Origin of the sequence: Mesorhizobium sp. WSM3224 (genome assembly GCF_000427725.1) — a bacterium.
Lineage (GTDB): Bacteria > Pseudomonadota > Alphaproteobacteria > Rhizobiales > Rhizobiaceae > Mesorhizobium.
This window is the reverse complement of sequence record NZ_ATYO01000026.1, coordinates 43,125-60,794: the sequence shown is the minus strand read 5'-3', so window position 1 is coordinate 60,794 and position 17,670 is coordinate 43,125. Positions and strand designations below refer to the sequence as shown.

General features: G+C 63.3%; 17 protein-coding genes and 1 riboswitch. Of the genes, 9 read left to right on the top strand and 8 right to left on the bottom strand.

Annotated features, from left to right (window positions below; all coding sequences use genetic code 11):
* Positions 1 to 46: 46 nt before the first annotated feature.
* Positions 47 to 670: a LysE family translocator gene (locus YU3_RS0127485; RefSeq protein WP_027169228.1), complete on the bottom strand. Its 624-nt coding sequence runs from the start codon at positions 668 to 670 to the stop codon at positions 47 to 49.
* A gap of 324 nt (positions 671 to 994) precedes the next feature.
* Between YU3_RS0127485 and YU3_RS0127480 the strand changes: the two genes are divergently transcribed.
* From YU3_RS0127480 to YU3_RS0127455, 6 genes are all read left to right on the top strand, one after another.
* A complete protein-coding gene (locus YU3_RS0127480) occupies positions 995 to 1,663 on the top strand; it encodes a L,D-transpeptidase (protein ID WP_245273680.1) in 669 nt (222 codons plus the stop codon).
* 88 nt (positions 1,664 to 1,751) lie between these two features.
* On the top strand, positions 1,752 to 2,918 hold the full coding sequence (locus YU3_RS0127475; protein ID WP_027169226.1) for a diphosphate--fructose-6-phosphate 1-phosphotransferase: 1,167 nt from the start codon (positions 1,752 to 1,754) through the stop codon (positions 2,916 to 2,918).
* On the top strand, positions 2,918 to 3,664 hold the full coding sequence (locus tag YU3_RS0127470) for an MBL fold metallo-hydrolase (protein ID WP_036259692.1): 747 nt from the start codon (positions 2,918 to 2,920) through the stop codon (positions 3,662 to 3,664). The genes YU3_RS0127475 and YU3_RS0127470 overlap by 1 nt, the downstream gene beginning before the upstream one ends.
* Positions 3,665 to 3,852: 188 nt before the next feature.
* Positions 3,853 to 5,388: a DegQ family serine endoprotease gene (locus tag YU3_RS0127465; RefSeq protein WP_027169224.1), complete on the top strand. Its 1,536-nt coding sequence runs from the start codon at positions 3,853 to 3,855 to the stop codon at positions 5,386 to 5,388.
* Positions 5,389 to 5,547: 159 nt separating this feature from the next.
* A complete protein-coding gene (locus tag YU3_RS0127460; RefSeq protein ID WP_027169223.1) occupies positions 5,548 to 6,159 on the top strand; it encodes a molybdopterin-dependent oxidoreductase in 612 nt (203 codons plus the stop codon).
* A gap of 25 nt (positions 6,160 to 6,184) precedes the next feature.
* Entirely contained in the window at positions 6,185 to 6,931 is a 747-nt protein-coding gene (locus YU3_RS0127455; RefSeq protein WP_027169222.1) for a ferredoxin reductase, read from the top strand.
* A 56-nt stretch (positions 6,932 to 6,987) separates the two neighbouring features.
* Here YU3_RS0127455 and YU3_RS0127450 read toward each other — a convergent pair whose 3' ends face one another.
* Positions 6,988 to 8,082: a hybrid-cluster NAD(P)-dependent oxidoreductase gene (locus YU3_RS0127450; RefSeq protein ID WP_027169221.1), complete on the bottom strand. Its 1,095-nt coding sequence runs from the start codon at positions 8,080 to 8,082 to the stop codon at positions 6,988 to 6,990.
* Positions 8,083 to 8,101: 19 nt separating this feature from the next.
* Positions 8,102 to 9,349, bottom strand: a complete 1,248-nt coding sequence (locus tag YU3_RS0127445; RefSeq protein ID WP_027169220.1) for an aromatic ring-hydroxylating dioxygenase subunit alpha — start codon at positions 9,347 to 9,349, stop codon at positions 8,102 to 8,104.
* 107 nt (positions 9,350 to 9,456) lie between these two features.
* A riboswitch (cobalamin riboswitch) is annotated at positions 9,457 to 9,658 on the bottom strand.
* Positions 9,659 to 10,145: 487 nt separating this feature from the next.
* Between YU3_RS0127445 and YU3_RS0127440 the strand changes: the two genes are divergently transcribed.
* Together YU3_RS0127440 and YU3_RS0127435 are read left to right on the top strand one after the other, a co-directional pair.
* Positions 10,146 to 10,352: a DUF680 domain-containing protein gene (locus YU3_RS0127440; RefSeq protein ID WP_027169219.1), complete on the top strand. Its 207-nt coding sequence runs from the start codon at positions 10,146 to 10,148 to the stop codon at positions 10,350 to 10,352.
* A 70-nt stretch (positions 10,353 to 10,422) separates the two neighbouring features.
* A complete protein-coding gene (locus YU3_RS0127435) occupies positions 10,423 to 10,656 on the top strand; it encodes a DUF680 domain-containing protein (protein ID WP_027169218.1) in 234 nt (77 codons plus the stop codon).
* Between the two features lie 74 nt (positions 10,657 to 10,730).
* Here the strand turns inward: YU3_RS0127435 and ugpC are convergent, their stop codons facing one another.
* From ugpC to YU3_RS0127410, 5 genes are all read right to left on the bottom strand, one after another.
* On the bottom strand, positions 10,731 to 11,843 hold the full coding sequence (gene ugpC, locus YU3_RS0127430; RefSeq protein WP_027169217.1) for a sn-glycerol-3-phosphate ABC transporter ATP-binding protein UgpC: 1,113 nt from the start codon (positions 11,841 to 11,843) through the stop codon (positions 10,731 to 10,733).
* Positions 11,844 to 11,877: 34 nt separating this feature from the next.
* Positions 11,878 to 13,542, bottom strand: coding sequence for an alpha-glucosidase (locus YU3_RS0127425; protein ID WP_027169216.1), 1,665 nt, complete (start codon positions 13,540 to 13,542; stop codon positions 11,878 to 11,880).
* Between the two features lie 4 nt (positions 13,543 to 13,546).
* A complete protein-coding gene (locus YU3_RS0127420; protein ID WP_027169215.1) occupies positions 13,547 to 14,701 on the bottom strand; it encodes a carbohydrate ABC transporter permease in 1,155 nt (384 codons plus the stop codon).
* A gap of 1 nt (position 14,702) precedes the next feature.
* Positions 14,703 to 15,716: a sugar ABC transporter permease gene (locus YU3_RS0127415; RefSeq protein WP_027169214.1), complete on the bottom strand. Its 1,014-nt coding sequence runs from the start codon at positions 15,714 to 15,716 to the stop codon at positions 14,703 to 14,705.
* A 245-nt stretch (positions 15,717 to 15,961) separates the two neighbouring features.
* Positions 15,962 to 17,317, bottom strand: a complete 1,356-nt coding sequence (locus tag YU3_RS0127410) for an ABC transporter substrate-binding protein (RefSeq protein WP_027169213.1) — start codon at positions 17,315 to 17,317, stop codon at positions 15,962 to 15,964.
* Between YU3_RS0127410 and YU3_RS40835 the strand changes: the two genes are divergently transcribed.
* On the top strand, positions 17,274 to 17,648 hold the full coding sequence (locus tag YU3_RS40835) for a hypothetical protein (protein WP_156913614.1): 375 nt from the start codon (positions 17,274 to 17,276) through the stop codon (positions 17,646 to 17,648). The two genes, YU3_RS0127410 and YU3_RS40835, sit on opposite strands and share 44 nt — an antisense overlap.
* Positions 17,649 to 17,670 lie beyond the last annotated feature (22 nt).

The following is a 17,670-nucleotide window of genomic DNA, read 5'->3' as shown; positions in this document are numbered from 1 at the left end:
ACGCCCGGCAAAAGAGCGGTTAGCACGAGCTACCTGCTCTTGACCCTCAATTCCCCGACCGCATCGCCACCGTGGCGATGCCGGCACCGACCAGCAATGTCCCGCCGGTGCGGTTGAAGATGCGGATCGCCTTCGGGTTGCGCACGATCGCGCGGGCCCTGGATGCGACCAGCGCGTAGCCGAAGGCGTTGAGGAAGGCCAAAGTCAGGAAAGTCGTCTCGAAGATCAGCATCTGCGTCCAGAAATCCGCATGCCGGTCGAGGAACTGCGGCAGGAAGGCGACGAAGAAGGTGATGCTCTTCGGGTTGAGCGCCGTCACCAGCCAGGCATGCGCCATCATCCTTGCCGCCGACACCGCATCGGTGCGCGGCTCGGCCTTCAGCGCGCCGCCGGCGCGGAAGAGTTTTATGCCGAGATAGATCAGGTAGCCGGCGCCGATAACCTTGAGCACCGTGAACACCGTCGCCGAAGCCGCGAGCAGCGCGCCGATGCCGAGCATCGACAGCGTCATGGCGGTGAAGTCGCCGAGCGCCACGCCCACAGCCATCGGCAGCGCGGTGCGCCATCCCTGTCCGAGCGCATAGGAGACGACCAGCAGGATCGTCGGACCCGGAATGACGAGAAGGATGGAAGAGGCGGCGGCAAAGGCAGCCCAGTTTTCGAAGGACATTTCCCCACTCCTTGAGCGCAAAGAAAAGGATAAATCCTTGGGTCGCCGGAAATGTAAAGAGCCCTTTGAAAAATCCTCAATGCCTGGGCGGCCCATCTGCCGGCGCAACGATCCGTTAGGGTTAAGCCGGACCCCACTGCTTTCACGCTTTTTCAACCATGAATGGCGAAAATGCCTGCGATCCGGCCGGACCGTGCTTCCCGCCGGCAGCGTAGGATCTGGTGTATGCGCGAGTTGCCGCAAAGTCTGACGCCGTCTTCCAACGGCGCCGCGATCGATACCGAAATTCAGCTTTCCCGCCGCGCCGTGCTTTCGGGCGCAGCCATGGCGCTGCTCGGCCTGGCCGGCTGCAGCACCACAGAGACGCTCGACCTGCCGCAAATGCAGCTCGACAACACCGTCACCGGTTCCGTGCCGCCCATGCGGCCGGCGATCAGCGTCGACAAGAATATCACCGGCCCGGACATCATGTACGCCTCGCTCACCGATGGCGGTTTCCAGGTGCCGGAGGTGCCCTGGAAGAAGGTCAAGCCGCAGTTCCGCCGCCAGATCGTCGTCGACAAGACCGGCGAGGCGCCCGGCACCATCGTCGTCCATCTGCAGGAGCGCATGCTCTACCTGGTCCAGCCGGGCGGCGACGCCATCCGCTACGGCGTCGGCATCGGCAAGGACGGCTTCCGCTGGTCGGGCCGCGCCAACATCCAATACGGCAAGGAGTGGCCGGTGTGGACGCCGCCGCCGGAAATGATCCAGCGCAAGCCCGAATTGGTGAAATGGCAGGGCGGCCAGCCCGGCGGCCTCACCAACCCGCTCGGGGCGCGGGCGCTCTACATCTACCAGGACGGCAAGGACACCGGTTACCGCATCCACGGCTCGCCCGAATGGTGGAGCATCGGCCAGGCGATGTCATCGGGCTGCGTGCGGCTGATCAACCAGGACATTATCGACCTCTACAGCCGCGTTTCGAAGAAGAACCCGGTCGTCGTCGTCTGATCTCTTTCTCCAGTCCATTCACCCGTTGCGCGATGCCGCAAGACAGGCCAAGGTGCCCTGAAAACCCTCGCCTCGGGAGAGAAAGAACATGGCCGGAACCTTCGTCATCGCGCAGGGCGGCGGCCCGACCGCCGTCATCAACCAGACCGTCGTCGGCGCCACACTGGAGATCCGCAAGCGCCATCCCGGCGCCAAGGTGCTGGGCTCGATCCACGGCGTGCGCGGCATCCGCGACGGCAACTATGTCGATCTCTCCGCCATCCCCGAGGACCAGCTGCGGCTGATCGCTGGCACGCCGAGCGCAGCACTCGGCTCGACCCGCGACAAGCCGGACGCCGCCTATTGCGAAGTCATCCTCAACGGCTTGAAAAAGGCCGGCGCTGACGCCTTCATCTATATCGGCGGCAACGATACCTCGGGTACCCAGCAGATCCTGACCGATGCCGCCGGCGGCTCGATCGCCTTCGTGCATGCGCCAAAGACCATCGACAACGACCTCGAGGAGAACGACCATACGCCGGGCTTCATCTCGGCGGCCGAATTCGTCGCCGGCGCCTTCCTGTCGGTCGATCTCGATTTCCGCGCCCTGCCCGGCATCTATGTCGGCATCGTCATGGGCCGGCATGCCGGCTTCCTCACCGCCGCCTCGGCCGCCTGGCAGCTCGATCCCGACAGCGGCCCGCATTTGATCTATGTGCCGGAGCGGGCCTTCTCGGCCAAGCGCTTCATCGACGACGTGCGCAAGACGCTCGACCGCCACAATCGTTGCATCGTCGCCGTCTCCGAAGGCGTCAGCACCGCCGACGGCAAGGCGCTGGTCGAGAGCCTTGTGCCGCCGGAAAAGCTCGAGCGCGACCAGCATGGCAACGTCAAATTGTCGGGCAGCGACCTGCCGGCGGCGCTTGAACGGGCCTTGGCCGAAGGCCTGCCGGGCAAGCGCGCGCGGGTTGACGCGCTTGGCTATATGCCGCGCGGCTATGTCGGCGCGATCAGTGCCGTCGACGCCAGGGAAGCCTTCGATGCCGGTGCCTTCGCGGTTGCCGTCGCAGGGGAAGGCGGCGGCTCGGTCGCGATCCAATATGACGGGTCGAAGATCGTGCTGAAGAAGGTGCCGCTGAAGGCGGTGGCCGGCAAGACGCGCCACATGCCCGACGATTTCATGAAGCCGGACGTCAACCAGCTTTCAGAAGCCGGCATGGCTTACCTCAAGCGGCTGGTGCCGGAAAAATACAAGATCGGCAAGCCGTTCGTCTGATGGGCGAGCTTGTGGTGGGCGACTGGTTCGGCAAGGCTATAGTCGATGCCGGCACGACGATGCTGACCGAACCCTTCGTGCATGATTTCGTGCGCGCCAACATATGGCATCTCAGGGGTCGCGATGCCGACCTTCTGGTCGATACCGGCATGGGCATCTGCCCGCTGGCGCCGGAGATCGACACGCCGGCCGGCAAGCCGCTCATCGTCGTCGCCACCCACATCCATCTCGACCATGTCGGCTCGCTGCACGAATTTCCGTTGCGCATGGGGCCGAAGATGAGCGCGGCGCAGTTCGACGGCATGGACGATGCCGTCACCTATGCCTACATGTTCCATAATCTCGATGGCGCCGTGTCCAAATTGCCGGCGCCCGGCTGGAAGGCGGCCGACTATCGGATTCCGCCTGCGCAGCTGACGCGCGCGCTCGACGAGGGCGACATCGTCGATCTCGGCGACCGAAAATTCCGCGTGTTGCATCTGCCCGGACATTCGCCGGATTCGATCGCGCTTTTCGATGAGGCCGACGGCTTATTCCTCGCTGGCGACGCCATCTATGACGGCATGCTGATCGACGATCTGCCGGATTCGGACCGTGCTGCCTATTGCCGCACCATGCAGCGCCTGCTCGACCTGCCGATCCGCATCGGCCATGGCGGCCACGGCCCGAGCTTCGACGGCGCGAGGATGCGCGAGATCGCGTCCGCCTACCTGCGCCGGAGGGAGCGGTTTGTAAGCGTTCTCTGAATTAAATCTTCGTAAGGTCGACCCAAAACCCTAAATCGGGCCATTCCCCGCCCTAAATGCTTCATTGTCGATCCGGCCGGCTGCCATGCCCGGCGAGACAGGCAGTCCGGTCGCCGACACGCCGACGGGTGATTCGTTCGAAAAATGCCCGCGGCGCAGGATCAACTCTCGCCCGGACAGAAACGACCATGTCACCATCAAGCATACTTCGCAGACATCGCGTCGCGGCCCTGCTGGGCGCTGCGCTGATCGTCACCCCGGTCGTCATCTCCTTTGCGCAAAATGAGGGCAACAGCGGCTTGAGCACCGTGGCTGCGACGACCCAGACCCCGGTTGCCGGAATAATGGCGCCAAACGGCTCGTTCGCTCCCATAGTCGCGGCCGACAAGCCGGCGGTGGTGACCGTCACCACCGTCACGAAGGCGCAGCCGCAAGGCTCCGCCGACGCCTCTCCCTTCGACGGCAATTCACCTTTCGATGAATATATGCGCCGGTTCTTCGGCGAGCAGGGGATACCCCAGACACCGCCGCAGCAACAGGCGCCGCGTGCCGAGGCGCTCGGCTCAGGCTTCATCGTTGCCTCGGACGGCACTATAGTCACCAACAATCACGTCGTCGACGGCGCGACCTCCATCAAGGTGACGCTCGACGACGGCACCGAGCTTCCCGCCAAGCTTGTCGGCAGTGACACCAAGAACGATCTCGCCGTCATCAAGGTCGAGTCCCACAGGCCTCTGCCGACCGTCAAATGGGGCGATTCCGACAAGCTCATGCCGGGCGACCAGATACTGGCGTTCGGCAACCCGTTCGGCATCGGCACCACGGTCACGGCCGGCATCGTTTCGGCGCGTGGCCGCGACCTGCACAGCGGCCCGTTCGACGATTTCATCCAGATCGATGCGCCGATCAACCGCGGCAATTCCGGCGGCCCGCTTGTCGATGTCTCCGGCAACGTCATCGGCATCAACACCGCCATCTTTTCACCGAATGGCGGCAGTGTCGGCGTCGGCTTCGCGATTCCGTCCGATCAGGCCCAGAAGGTGGTCGCCAAGCTGATGAAGGGCGGCAACATCGAATACGGCTATCTCGGTGTGCAGATCCAGCCCGTCACACCGGATGTCGCCAGCGCCATGGGCCTCGATCACCCGGGCGGCGCGCTGGTCGCCGCGGTCACCGATGGCTCGCCCGCGGCCAAGGCCGGCATCGAGATCGGCGACGTGATCACCGGCTTCGGTGGCCACGAGATCAAGGATCCGAAGGACCTGTCGCGCGCCGTGGCCGATGTCGCGCCTGGCGCCAAGGAGACAGTCAATGTCTGGCGCAAGGGCAAGGCGCTCCAGATCGCGGCTGATGTCGGGCGCAACACTGAGGATGCGCAGACCGCTTCCACTGGCGAGCAGGGCAAGCCGTCTGTCGGACAGGGCGTGCCGTCGCTCGGCCTTGGCCTGACCGACCTTACGCCCGACATCCGCCAGCAGCTTAACCTCGCTGACAATCAGCGCGGCGCGGTGGTCGAGCAGGTCAATCCGGACAAGGCGGCCTCGGCCGCCGGCATCCAGCCCGGCGATGTCATCGTCGGTGTCGACCAGACGCCGGTAAAGACAGCCAGGCAGGCCAACCAGGCGATCGCCCAGGCCGGCAAGTCCGGCAAGAAGTCGGTGCTCTTGCTGATCGATCGCGGCGACGCGCAGATCTTCGTCGCCGTGCCCTTCGCCGCAGGCTGAGCAACGCTTCGGGCAGAGCCCGCCGGCGTCTCCGGTGGGCTTTGCCTGCAAGATTCCTGTTGCCCCCCGAGGCGTATTCGAGAACACTCCCCGCGGTCGGCCAACCCGGCGTAAGGCTAAATCCAACGCAAGGCCAAATCTGGCGTAAGGGATGTCTCGATGGTCACCCGCGGCTTCTTTTCCGGACGGCGTCCTCCTTCCGACACCGACACGCGCATCCCGCCGGGCCAATATCTGGAACAGGGTTTCCCGGTTCTCTCGGCGGGGCCGACGCCGCGCCTGCGCCCCGAGGATTGGTCCTTCACGCTCAAGCAGGGGCCAAAGCCGCTCAAGAAATGGAACTGGGCCGAATTCAACGCCTTGCCGCAAAGCAAGATGACGCGCGACATCCATTGCGTCACGGCCTGGACCAAGTTCAACACGCCTTGGCAAGGCGTGATGATCGACGACATCCTTGCCGACGCCGGCATCGAACCGCCGACCGCCTACACGCTGGCGCTGTCCTTCGACGGCTATTCCACCAATGTGCCGACCAGGGACCTTGTTTCCGGCAAGGCGATGGTGGCGCTGCTCTATGAGGGCAAGCCGATAGCGCCCGACCATGGCGGGCCGGCGCGGCTTCTGGTGCCGCATCTCTATTTCTGGAAATCGGCCAAATGGGTGAACGGGCTGCAGTTCACCGAGCGTGACGAGCCGGGCTTCTGGGAGCTGCGCGGCTATCACATGTATGGCGACCCGTGGCGCGAGCAGCGCTATTCGAGCGATCCGTGAGGAGCGGCCCTGTGAGTGGCGAACCATGAGCGCTGGGCCGTCGCCGCAATCGCCCTGGCAGGCAGCCAAGATCACCCGCATCGAAAAGCGCACCCCGCGCGTCACCAGCTTCTGGTTCCAGCCGTCGCGGCCGTTCACCCATCTGGCGGGGCAGCATGTCGACATCAGGCTGACGGCGCCGGACGGCTATCAGGCGCGCCGCTCCTATTCCATTGCTTCTGCGCCGGAGGCCGGTGCGGGCATCGAGGTCGCGATCGAGCGCCTCGACGACGGCGAGGTTTCGCCGTTCTTCCACGACGTGGCGGCGGTCGGCGACGAGATCGAGCTGCGCGGACCGCTGGGCGGCCATTTCATCTGGGAGGAGAGCGACGGCGGGCCGATCCTTCTGGTCGGCGGCGGATCGGGTGTCGTGCCGCTGATGGCGATGGTGCGTCATCGCACGCTGCGCAACAAGGCGGTGCCCGTTGCGCTGGTGTTCTCGGCGCGGGTCTGGGACGAGGTGATCTTCCGCGATGAGCTGATCGACCTCGACGATCGCCGCGATGGGTTCGATCTGGTGCTGACGCTGACCCGCGAACCGGCCAGGCGGCCCTCCGACTATTCCCGGCGCGTCGACCCCCGGATGATGGTGCAGGCCATCGAGCGGCTGCCGAAGGCGCCGAGGCTCGCCTATGTCTGCGGCTCGAACGCGTTCGTCTCGGCCGCTGCCGAGGCGCTGATCGGTGCCGGCGTTCCGGCAAGGATTATCCGCACCGAGCGTTATGGCGTTTGAACGCCGATTTAAGGCAAGTCGGCGCCAATTTCGACCTTTTGGGATTGATTCGCGGTTCAGGCCTCAATTTCCAGCGCCGACAATGGTTTCGAGCAGCAGGCCAGGATGAAGCCATCCTCGATCTCGTGGTCGAGGATGCCGCCATTGTGGTCCATCGCGACCTCGCCCGCAGCCTTCCTGACCTTGCAGGTTCCGCAAAGGCCGAATTCGCAAGCTGCCGGGATCCTGACACCGGCGGCGCGTGCCGTCTGCAGCACGGTCTGTCCGCCAACGCATTCGGCGTCGACGCCAGAAAGCGAGAAGCGGACGGGTGTCGCCGCGTCGACGGATACATGTGCGCCATCCGCCGGTGCGAAGGGTGCCACAATTTCCTCGACAAGGGGCGCGGCGAAGCTCTCCTGATGGTAGCGGCTCATGTCGAAGCCTGAAGCGTCCAGCATCTGGCGCACGGCGCGCATGAAAGGATCGGGACCGCAGCAGAAAATCTCGCGTTCGCGGAAATCGGGCGCCAGCAGCGGCAGCCGGATGGCGTCGATGCGGCCCATATGGCCGAACCAGCCTTCGCGGCTCGATCGCTCCTCGATCATGAAGCCGAGCGAGAGGCCGGGCATGCGGGTGCCGAGCAATTCGAGTTCCCTGCGGAAGATGATCTCCTCGGGCCGCCGCGCGCAATTGACGAAGCCGACATCGGTCCACGGCGCGCAGTCGTTCAGCCAACGCAGCATCGACATCATCGGCGTGACACCCGAACCGGCCGAAACGAACAGATACTTTGCCGCCGGGTGGCTGTGCAGCGAGAAATCGCCCGCGGGCCCGTAGGCTTTGACGAGCGCCCCCGGCTTCAGGTTGTCGAACATCCAGCGCGTGCCGATGCTGCCGCCCTGGGCCTTCACCGTCACCGCGAGCGAGAATGGCCGCGACGGCGACGACGACAGCGTATAGGTGCGCATCAGCGGCCCGTTGGCGGTCGGCAATTCCAGCGTGATGAACTGGCCCGGTCTGTAGCGGAACCAGGTCTGGTTGTCGGAGCGGAAGGCAAAGGTCTTCACGTCGGGCGCCTCGTCGCTGACGCCGATCACCTCCAGCACCTGCAGCCGGTCGTTCCAGGGCGTCATCTCGTCGAGATGGCGGTAGAGGCCGAGTTCGGTCATGGCGTTCATCTCCCAGCCCTCAGGCGACGCTGCGCAGCGTCGGCCGGTCCCGCTCGCCAAGGCGCGGTCCGATGAAGGACGCGTACCAGTCGACGAACTGGATGACGCCGCCCTCGTGCAGCTCCGAATAGGGGCCGGGTTCGTAGGCCGGCGACAGGATGCCGAAGGCGTTTTCCTCGACGATGCGCCGGTCCTGGTCGTTGGTCTCGGTCCAGACATGGATGAGCTCGGCGAGGTCATAGTCGACGCCCTCGACCGCATCCTTGTGCACCAGCCATTTGGTCGTCACGGCGGTTTCGGTGGCGCTGATCGGCAGCACGCGGAAGGTGACCGCGTGGTCGATGAGGATGTGGTTCCACGTCGCCGGGTAATGGTAATGCATCAACGTGCCGATACGGTCGGCGCTGACATTGGCCGAGAGATCCTTACGGACCGCGCGCTTGCCGTTCATCGTATAGCTGACCGCATCGCGCAGCAGCGGCGCGCGGGTGGCGCGATACTGGCCGGCCGGATCGATGCGGAAGCGGCTGGGCAGGCCCTCCGCCTCGCATTTCGCCCAATGCGCCTGCATTTCCGGATCGCTTTCGGCACCGTGCACGCCGGTCACCGTGGGTGCTTCCGGGAAAGTCTTGCAGAGTTCGGGATGGTTGCCGGCGCAGTGATAGCACTCGCGGTTGTTCTCCCAGACCAGCTTCCAGTTGCCCTTCTCGATGATGGTCGACTCGAAAGCGATCTTCGCCTCGCTGAGGCGGTGCGGCAGAAGATACGGCTCGATCATGGCGCGCATCGGCGCGAAGTCGGCCGGCTCGCTGGCGAGGCAAATGAAAATGTAGCCGCCGACGCTTTCGCAGGCGACCGGCTTCAGTCCGAACCGGCTCTTGTCGAACCCTTCGGCCATCTGGCGGGCAAAGAGCAGCCGGCCGTCGAGCTCGTAAGTCCACTGATGGTAGGGGCAGACCAGCTTGGCGGCCATGCCCTTGTCGGTGTTGCACACCCGGCTGCCGCGATGCCGGCAGGAATTGTGGAAGGCGTTGATCTTGCCCTGCTGGTCGCGCACCAGAACCACCGGATAATCGCCGATCTGCACGGTGACGAAGCTGCCCGGCTTAGGCAGCTCGCAGTCATGGCCGATGAAAAGCCAGTCGCGGTACCAGATGAGCTCCATGTCGAGCCTGAAGAAGCCGGGGTCCGTGTAGAAGGGCTGCTCCAGCGAGTAGCCCGGCTTGCGGCTCTGCAAGAGCCTCAGCATGTCGTTGCGCGCATCCATGTCCTGTCCTCATGTCAAGGACTGAACTGGTGGAGATGGAGAAGAACGGCTGCCGCCGGCTGACCGGCATGCGCTATCCGCCCCTTGATCGCCCACCGCGATCAGTCGAGTTCAAAAATGTCCCTGGCTGGTTTCCGGGCTCTGGAGTTGCCCTTGCGGGCGGTCGCGACACCTTCCCAGGCCAAGGCCCAGTGGTCTCCCGTTGCGACTTCACTCCACCACCGTTGCGGGGGCAGCGCCGGATTTCGACCGGCTTCCCAATTCTCCACCCCGTCACGACGCGGCGGCACCTGAGATGGCCTGATCTAATCACGGAGCAAGCAGCGCCGTCGGCATGAAAGCGACATCGCATCCATGCGGCGCGACACGGGCGGCTTGTGAGGCGACATCCGCTCGCCCCGGTCTGGATCCTGGCCCCAGAGCCAGTCGAATCGATCGTCGCAATGGGGGCAAAATGGTTAACAGTATCAAAAAGTGACTATTAGCGGACTCTAAAATCGAACCGAACGGTTCGTTTTCGTTGACGGTGCGTGCAAGACGGGGTGAACGCTGTCGCTATGACACACTCGGTGAGCCAAGCGGCCAATTCACATAACTTATTGAATCAAAAAGAGAAAAATATAATGATAGGCATGCTTATGACAATTTCAAGGTGTGGATTCATGGTCCAGCCGGAAAAACTTCGTGATTGGAATCCAGCGGTCGGCTCACCCAAATCAGCGCTGTCCGAACGACGCGATTTCATTCCCAAGACACGCCGCTAGACGGACTGAATAAAAATACTGGAGTAGCAAAAATGAAAAAGATTGTTCTCGCTGCCGCGGCCCTTCTGGCAATTTCCGGCAACGCCTTTGCTGGTAGCGACCATTACAACCGGAATGAAGGCAACCAGGCGGCCGCTTCGGTCGACTCGTCCTATACTGCCTCGGTCCGCAAGGCGGAGCCGGCCGCGCAGAACCCCGTTAAGACGGGCGCCGACCACAACCTCTTCGGCAACAACTAACAGCCGATTCCGGACCGGCGGCGGGTGCGCCCGCCGTCTTGGCCCGACAGGAAATTCAGGAGTACTGAAAATGAAGAAGATCCTTCTTGCCACCGCGGCCCTGATGGCCGTTTCTACGGCTGCTTTTGCGGGCAGCGACAATTACAACAACAGCGGCGTCAACCAGCCGGCTCCGGCCGTCGACACCACGCGCACCTCGTCGATCCGCGACGACTCGACGGTTTACAAGCTGCTGAACTCGTCGCGTGACGTGCAGAAGTCGGCTCCGCAGGGTGCCGACCGCGACCACTTCGGCAACCGTTAACAGCCGACTGCGATTAAAATAGAAGCGGCGGCCATGGCCGCCGCTTCTTCCGCTGCGGCAGGGGCTTTGCGCGCTCAGGCCGCCTTCGCTTCCTCGCGATGCAGCGTGAAGGAGTGGCCGTCCGTGTCGAAGATGTGCAGATCGCCGGCGCCGGCGTTGAGCCGCAGCGTTTCGCCGCGCTTGACCTCGACATTGCCTGGCAGCTTGGTCACCAGCGGCAGGTCGGTGCGGCCGATATCGACATAGACGAGCTGAACCTCGCCGAGCTGCTCGATATAGTCCACCTTGCCTTCGAACAGATAGTCCGCGCCGGTCGCTATCGCGAGATCCTCCGGCCGCACGCCAAAGCTGACCGCGGCACCGTTTGCCGAAGCCGGCGTCGCGATCGGCACCGTCGCCTTGCGGCCGCCGACATGGGAGACCACGGTTGGGTTGCCGGCCTTCTCGATCTTGGCCGGCAATATGTTCATGGCCGGCGAGCCGATGAACTGGGCCACAAACAGGTTCCCGGGCCGTTTGTACAGCTCCATCGGCGTGCCGACCTGTTCGACGACGCCTTCCTTCAGCACTACGATGCGGTCCGCCAGCGTCATCGCCTCGACCTGGTCGTGCGTGACGTAGATCATCGTCGTGTTCGGCATCGATTCCTTGAGCTTGGCGATCTCGATGCGGGTGGCGACGCGAAGTGCTGCGTCGAGGTTCGACAGCGGCTCGTCGAACAGGAACACTTTCGGGTTGCGCACGATGGCGCGGCCGATGGCGACGCGCTGGCGCTGGCCGCCCGACATCGCCTTGGGCAGGCGGTCGAGATATTTGGTCAGCTGCAGGATTTCGGCCGCCTGCCGCACCCGCTTGTCGATCTCCGCCTTGCTTTCCTTGCCGATCTTCATCGAGAAGGCCATGTTGTCGTAGACCGTCATATGCGGATAGAGCGCATAGGACTGGAACACCATGGCGATGCCCCGCTTCGACGGCGGCACGTCGTTCACCACCTCGCCGTCGATCTTCAGCTCGCCCGAGGTGATCTCCTCAAGACCGGCGATCGACCGTAGCAAGGTCGACTTGCCGCAACCCGACGGCCCGACGAAGACGATGAATTCGCCCGATTTGATGTCGAGGTCGATGCCATGGAGAATGTTGAGGTTGCCGTATGATTTCTTCACCTGGTTGAGCGTGACATCGGCCATGATTTTCTCCTCCCGTTAAAATCTGTCTGCAAGTTCAGTCGATGCGCCCGAACCAGGCGCCGTATCCGCCGAGGCGGACCGGCCCGCTGCCAGTCTGTCCCGAAAAGCCATGTCCGGGCAAGGGTTGCAGCGCGCCTTGGCCAAGATTGACCACGGCGGGCTTGCTGCCGAGATTGAAAGCGCAGACGATCCGCTCGTTGCCCTCGCGGCGAGTGAAGGCGACGGTGTCGCCATCGCTTTCGATAAAGTCGATGTCGCCCTTGGCCAGCGCCGGATGCTGGCGCCGGAAGGCGAGGAAGCGACGGTAATGCTCGAGCAGCGAGCTTGCATCGCCCTGTTGCACATTGACGGCTTGCGAAAGGTGCTTGCCTGGCACCGGCAGCCAGGGTTTGGCGGTCGAGAAGCCTCCATTCTTGGCCGCGGCTTCCCACACCATCGGCGTGCGGCAGCCGTCGCGGCCCTTGAATTCCGGCCAGAAGCGGATGCCGTAGGGGTCTTGCAGGTCTTCGAATTTCAGCTCCGCCTCGCCAAGGCCGAGCTCTTCGCCTTGATAGATGCAGACCGAGCCGCGCAGCGACATCAACAGCGCCGAGATCACCTTGAGATAGGCGGTCGGATCGGCCTCGTTGGCGGCCCAGCGCGAGGCCACGCGCATCACGTCATGGTTGGAGAACGCCCAGCACGACCAGCCGTCGCTGGCGACCGTGCCGAAAGCCTCCAGCACCGCGCGCGCTTTCGCGGCGCTGATCTTCTCCGGCGCCAGGAAGTCGAAGGAATAGCACATATGCACGCGCTTGCCGTCGGCGGTGTAGGCGGCGACCACTTCAAGGCCGCGTTGTGAATCGCCGACCTCGCCGACGGCAGCCTGCGCCGGATATTCGTCGAGCAGCGCGCGAAAACGCTCAAGGAAGCCGAGGTTCTCCGGCCGGCTCTTGTCGTAGATATGGTCCTGGTAGTTGTAGGGATTGACCGCGGGCGCGGTCTGGTCGTTGCGCTGTTCCGGCGGCAGTGGCGGATTGTCCTCCAGCCCCCGGCTGTGGAAGTAGAAATTGATCGTGTCGAGGCGGAAGCCGTCGACGCCGCGCTCAAGCCAGAAGCGGGTGATGTCGAGCAGCGCGTCCTGGACTTCTGCGTTGTGGAAGTTGAGGTCGGGCTGCTCGGCCAGGAAATTGTGCATGTAGTATTGCTGGCGGCTGGTGTCCCACTGCCAGGCCGAGCCGCCGAAGATCGACAGCCAGTTGTTGGGCGGCGTGCCGTCGGGCTTGGCGTCGGCCCACACATACCAGTCGGCTTTCGGATTGCCGCGGCTCGAGCGGCTTTCCTTGAACCAGGGGTGGATGTCGGCGGTGTGCGACAGCACCTCGTCGATCATCACCTTGAGGCCCAGCCGATGGGCTTCCGCCACCAGCGCGTCGAAATCGGCCAGCGTGCCGAACATCGGGTCGACGTCGCAATAATCAGACACGTCGTAGCCGAAATCCTTCATCGGCGACTTGAAGAAGGGCGAGATCCAGATGGCGTCGACGCCGAGCGAGGCGATGTAGGGCAGGCGCCGCACGATGCCTTTCAGGTCGCCGATGCCGTCGTCGTTCGAGTCCTGGTAGGAGCGCGGATAGATCTGGTAGATCACCGCGCCCCGCCACCAGTCGCGGTCGACGGCGGGGTCTGGTCTCGAAGTCGCCTTCAAAGCCGTTTGCATGTCTTCAACCTCCTTTCACCGAGCCGGCAAGCAGCCCGCGGACGAAATAGCGCTGCAGCGAGAAGAACACGGCCAGCGGCACGATGATGGTGATGAATGCCGATGTCGTCAGGATCTCCCAGTTGCCGCCGCGCGAGCCGAGCAGCGCGTTGAGCTTGGCCGTCAGCACGATCTGATCGGGTGCCGTACCGAGGAAAACCATCGCCACCAGGAGATCGTTCCATACCCACAGGAACTGGAAGATGGCGAAGGAGGCAAGCACCGGGAAGGACAGCGGCAGCACGATCTTGACGAAGATCTCGAAGTCGCTGGCGCCGTCGATGCGCGCCGATTCCATGATCTCGCGCGGCAGGCCGGCAATGTAGCTCCTGAGCAGGTAGATGGCGAAAGGCAGGCCGAAGCCGGTATGCGCCAGCCAGATGCCGAGATAGGTCTTGGACGGCACGCCGAAGAAGGTGCCGACGCCATTGTAGAGCTTGAGCAGCGGGATCAGCGACATCTGCAGCGGCACGACCAGCAGGCCGATGATGACGGCAATCAACAGCGCCCGACCCGGAAAGCGCATCCAGGCCAATGCATAGGCCGCGAAGGCCGCGATCAGTATGGGGATGATCGTTGCCGGGATGGTCACCGTCAGCGAGTTCATGAACGAGCGGCCGATGCCTTCGGAAAACAGCACGGCGTTGTAGTTCTCCGAGGTGAATTTCGGCGGCGCGGAGGAGGCGAAATAGACGCGTTGGCCGCGATCGCCCTCGAAGGCCTTCGGCGAGGCGAGCACGAAGCCGCCATCCGCATTCACCTGCAAGGTGACGCCGTCGCCAAGATCGGCCGCTGTGCCGGCCTTGTATTGTGTCGGTGTCGCCGCCTTGAAGCCGAAGGCGCTTATGTCGCGCTTGGCGCCATCGCCGAAGATGTTGCCTTCGATGACATACTTGCCGTCCTTCTGCACCTGCGCCGAGGCGGCCGGCAGCCGCCCAGCCTCGGTTTGGCTGGAACTGGCGAAGGAATTCCACCAGCCCGACGCGACGATCTGGTCCTTGTCGCGCAGCGATGAGACGAGAATGCCGAGCGTCGGGATGGTCCAGATCACCACAAAGACGAGCACGGCGATATGGACGCCGAACCGGCCGGCGAAGGACTTTCCGCGGGTCGCAGCCATCTCAATGCCCTCCCGTCTCTTTGTTGGCCTGGCGGATGTTCCAGATCATGATCGGGATGACCGCGATCATGATGATGATTGCGATTGTCGCCCCGCGGCCGAAATCGCCGCCGCCGCGGAACATCCAGTCGAACATCAGGTTGGCGAGCACCTGGCTGTTCCATTGGCCGTTGGTCATGGTCAGCACGATGTCGAACACCTTCAGCACCAGGATGGTGATGGTGGTCCAGACAACGGCGATCGTGCCCCAGATTTGCGGCACCATGATCTTCCAGAAGATCTGGAACGGGTTGGCGCCGTCGATGACCGCCGCTTCCAGCGTCTCTTCCGGAATACCGCGCAGCGCCGACGACAGGATCACCATGGCAAAGCCGGTCTGGATCCAGATCAGGATGATCATCAGGAAGAAATTGTTCCAGAACGGCAGCGATATCCACACCTGCGGCTGGCCGCCGAAATACTGGATGATGGCGTTGAGCAGGCCGATCTGTACCTGGCCCTCGCCGCGATACTCGTAGATGAACTTCCAGATCACGCTGGCGCCGACGAAGGAGATGGCCAGGGGCAGGAAGATCAGGCTCTTGGCGATCGTGCCCCACCAGATCTTGTCGGTGAGCACGGCAATGATCAGCCCGAGGAAGGTGCAGGCCGCCGGCACCACCGCCAGCCAAAGAACATTGTTCAGGATCGAGTTGCGGAAATCGTGATCGCCGAACGCCCATTCGTAGTTGGCCAGTCCGACGAAATTCGCGCCGCCGCGATCGAGGAAGGAGAGCCTCAGCGTCTCGATCACGGGATAGATCAGATAGATGGTGAGGATAATCATCGCCGGGCCGACGAACAGCCACGGCCGCACCAGTCCCTGTCGGCGGAGGTTGTCGACGGCGGCCGCGCCGGAGACGCCGCGCGACGGAAAGACAAGATCGAGCAGTTTGTTGGCGCCCCAGAAATAGGCGACACAGCCGCCGACGCCGATGATGATGACGAATATGGCCGAGAAAATCTGAGTCGCCATGGGTCCCTCTCCCTGCGCATGACCGGTCAGGCAAGGCTGACGACCGGATGCACCGACTTTCGGTTATTCGAAACGCGGAGGCTTCCGGCGTGGACCGCCGGTCGGACCCGGGCCGTAGCCCGGATCCAGTAGGAGGATGAGGAGGATATCAGGGCAATTCCAAGAAAAGGCTCGGCGACTTCGCTATAGCCTCCGCCCGGAATTGCGTCCAAACGCGGGCCGCGCGCGGCCCGTTTGCCGGATGCTTACTTGATTGCATCCCAGCTTTTCTGGATGCCGTCGGCGACGTCCTGCGCGGACTTGCCACCGACCAGATCGATCATGCCGGTCCAGAACGAGCCCGCGCCAACCTTGCCCGGCATCAGGTCGGAGCCGTCGAACCGGACGGTCGTGGCCCCGACGAGGATCTCGCCCTGCTTCTTCAGCGCGTCGCTGCCATAGGCGTCCTTGTTGGCCCCCTTGAACGGGGTGACGAAGCTCTTCTGCGCCATCCACAATTCATGCGCGAGCGGCATTTCCAGGAACTTGATGAACTCACGCGAGGCCTTGGAGTCCTTGGTGATCATCACCAGCGTCCCGGCCACTTCCAGCGGCGTGCCCAGTTCCGGCTTGGAGGCGTAAGCCGGGTAGGGGAAGAAGTCCGCATCCTGGCCGAGCTTCACGTTCTCGGGGAAGAAGGAGGGGATGAACGAGGCCTGATGGTGCATGTAGCACTTGGGCGGCACGGTGAAGAGGCCCTTCGGGCTGTCGCGGAAGTCGGTCGCCGCGACCGCTTTGGCGCCGCCGTCCACCATCTTGTCGTCAGTGGCGATCTTGCCGAAGATGTCGATGGCGTTGACCACCGCCGGGTCGGTGAACGGGATCTCGTTCTTCACCCACTTGTCGTAGACTTCCGGCGGCTGCGTGCGCAGCATGATGTCCTCGACCCAGTCGGTCGCAGGCCAGCCGGTTGCGCCGCCCGAGCCGAGCCCGATACACCAGGGCTTGCCGCCGTCGGCGACGATCTTCTTTTCAAGATCGGCGAGCTCTTCCTGGGTCTTCGGCACCTTGTAGCCGGCCTCGTCGAAATTGTCGGGCGAGTACCAGACCAGCCCCTTCACGTCGATCTTGTAGGGGAAGGCGTAGAAGCCGGGCTTGCCGTCCTTGCCATTATAGGTGCCGAGCTTGGCCCAGGAATCGCCGGCGGCGTAGTTTTCCTTGATCCAGGCGGCGACGTCGTCGCCGAGCGGGGTCAGCACGCCCTTGGAAGCAAGATCCTGGATGAGGCCGGGCTGCGGCAGGACGGCGATGTTAGGCGGGCTGCCGGCCTGGGTGTCGATGACGATCTGCTGCTCATAGTTTTCGGACGAGGAATATTTCACCTCCGCGCCAGTCGCTTCCTGGAAATAGTCGAGAACGGAACGAACAAGCGTCTCGTCCTCGCCGCGCCACGGTCCGAAGATCGTCAGCGTCTCGCCCTTGAGGTCGACCTTCTTGAGGTCGTCGTAGTTCGCCCAGTGAAACTTCGGGTCCTCGCCCGGCTTGAACTTCAAATCGGCTTGCGCCGGCAGGCTGAGGGTGAGCGCCGCGAACGCCGCGCCCAAGAGAAGCATTTTCTTCATCGCAAGTCCTCCCAATGGTCACAAACAGGACGAAACCTCCATTTCGTCCGCCGACGCCCGCGGAACTGTGACTCAGCGAAAGGATAACCGCAACCTTTCGAAGAGACTTCCAAAGCGCTTTGGCTATTCTGATCTCGCCATTGAATCATCTGGAAGTCAAGGGGTGAGTTCATCAATCGATTTAAATCCTGAAGGATTAGACAAGGAAAGTGCGCTGCAGCATGGTTTTTTGGCGCTGCAGCAGCAATTTTGCTTCAAACCGCGCCGGTCGACCTCTAAGCTCATCAGACTTGGCGATTTCGTCAACAATCATCGGATCGATTCGAATTGAAAGCGCTTTGAGGCTGGAGGCC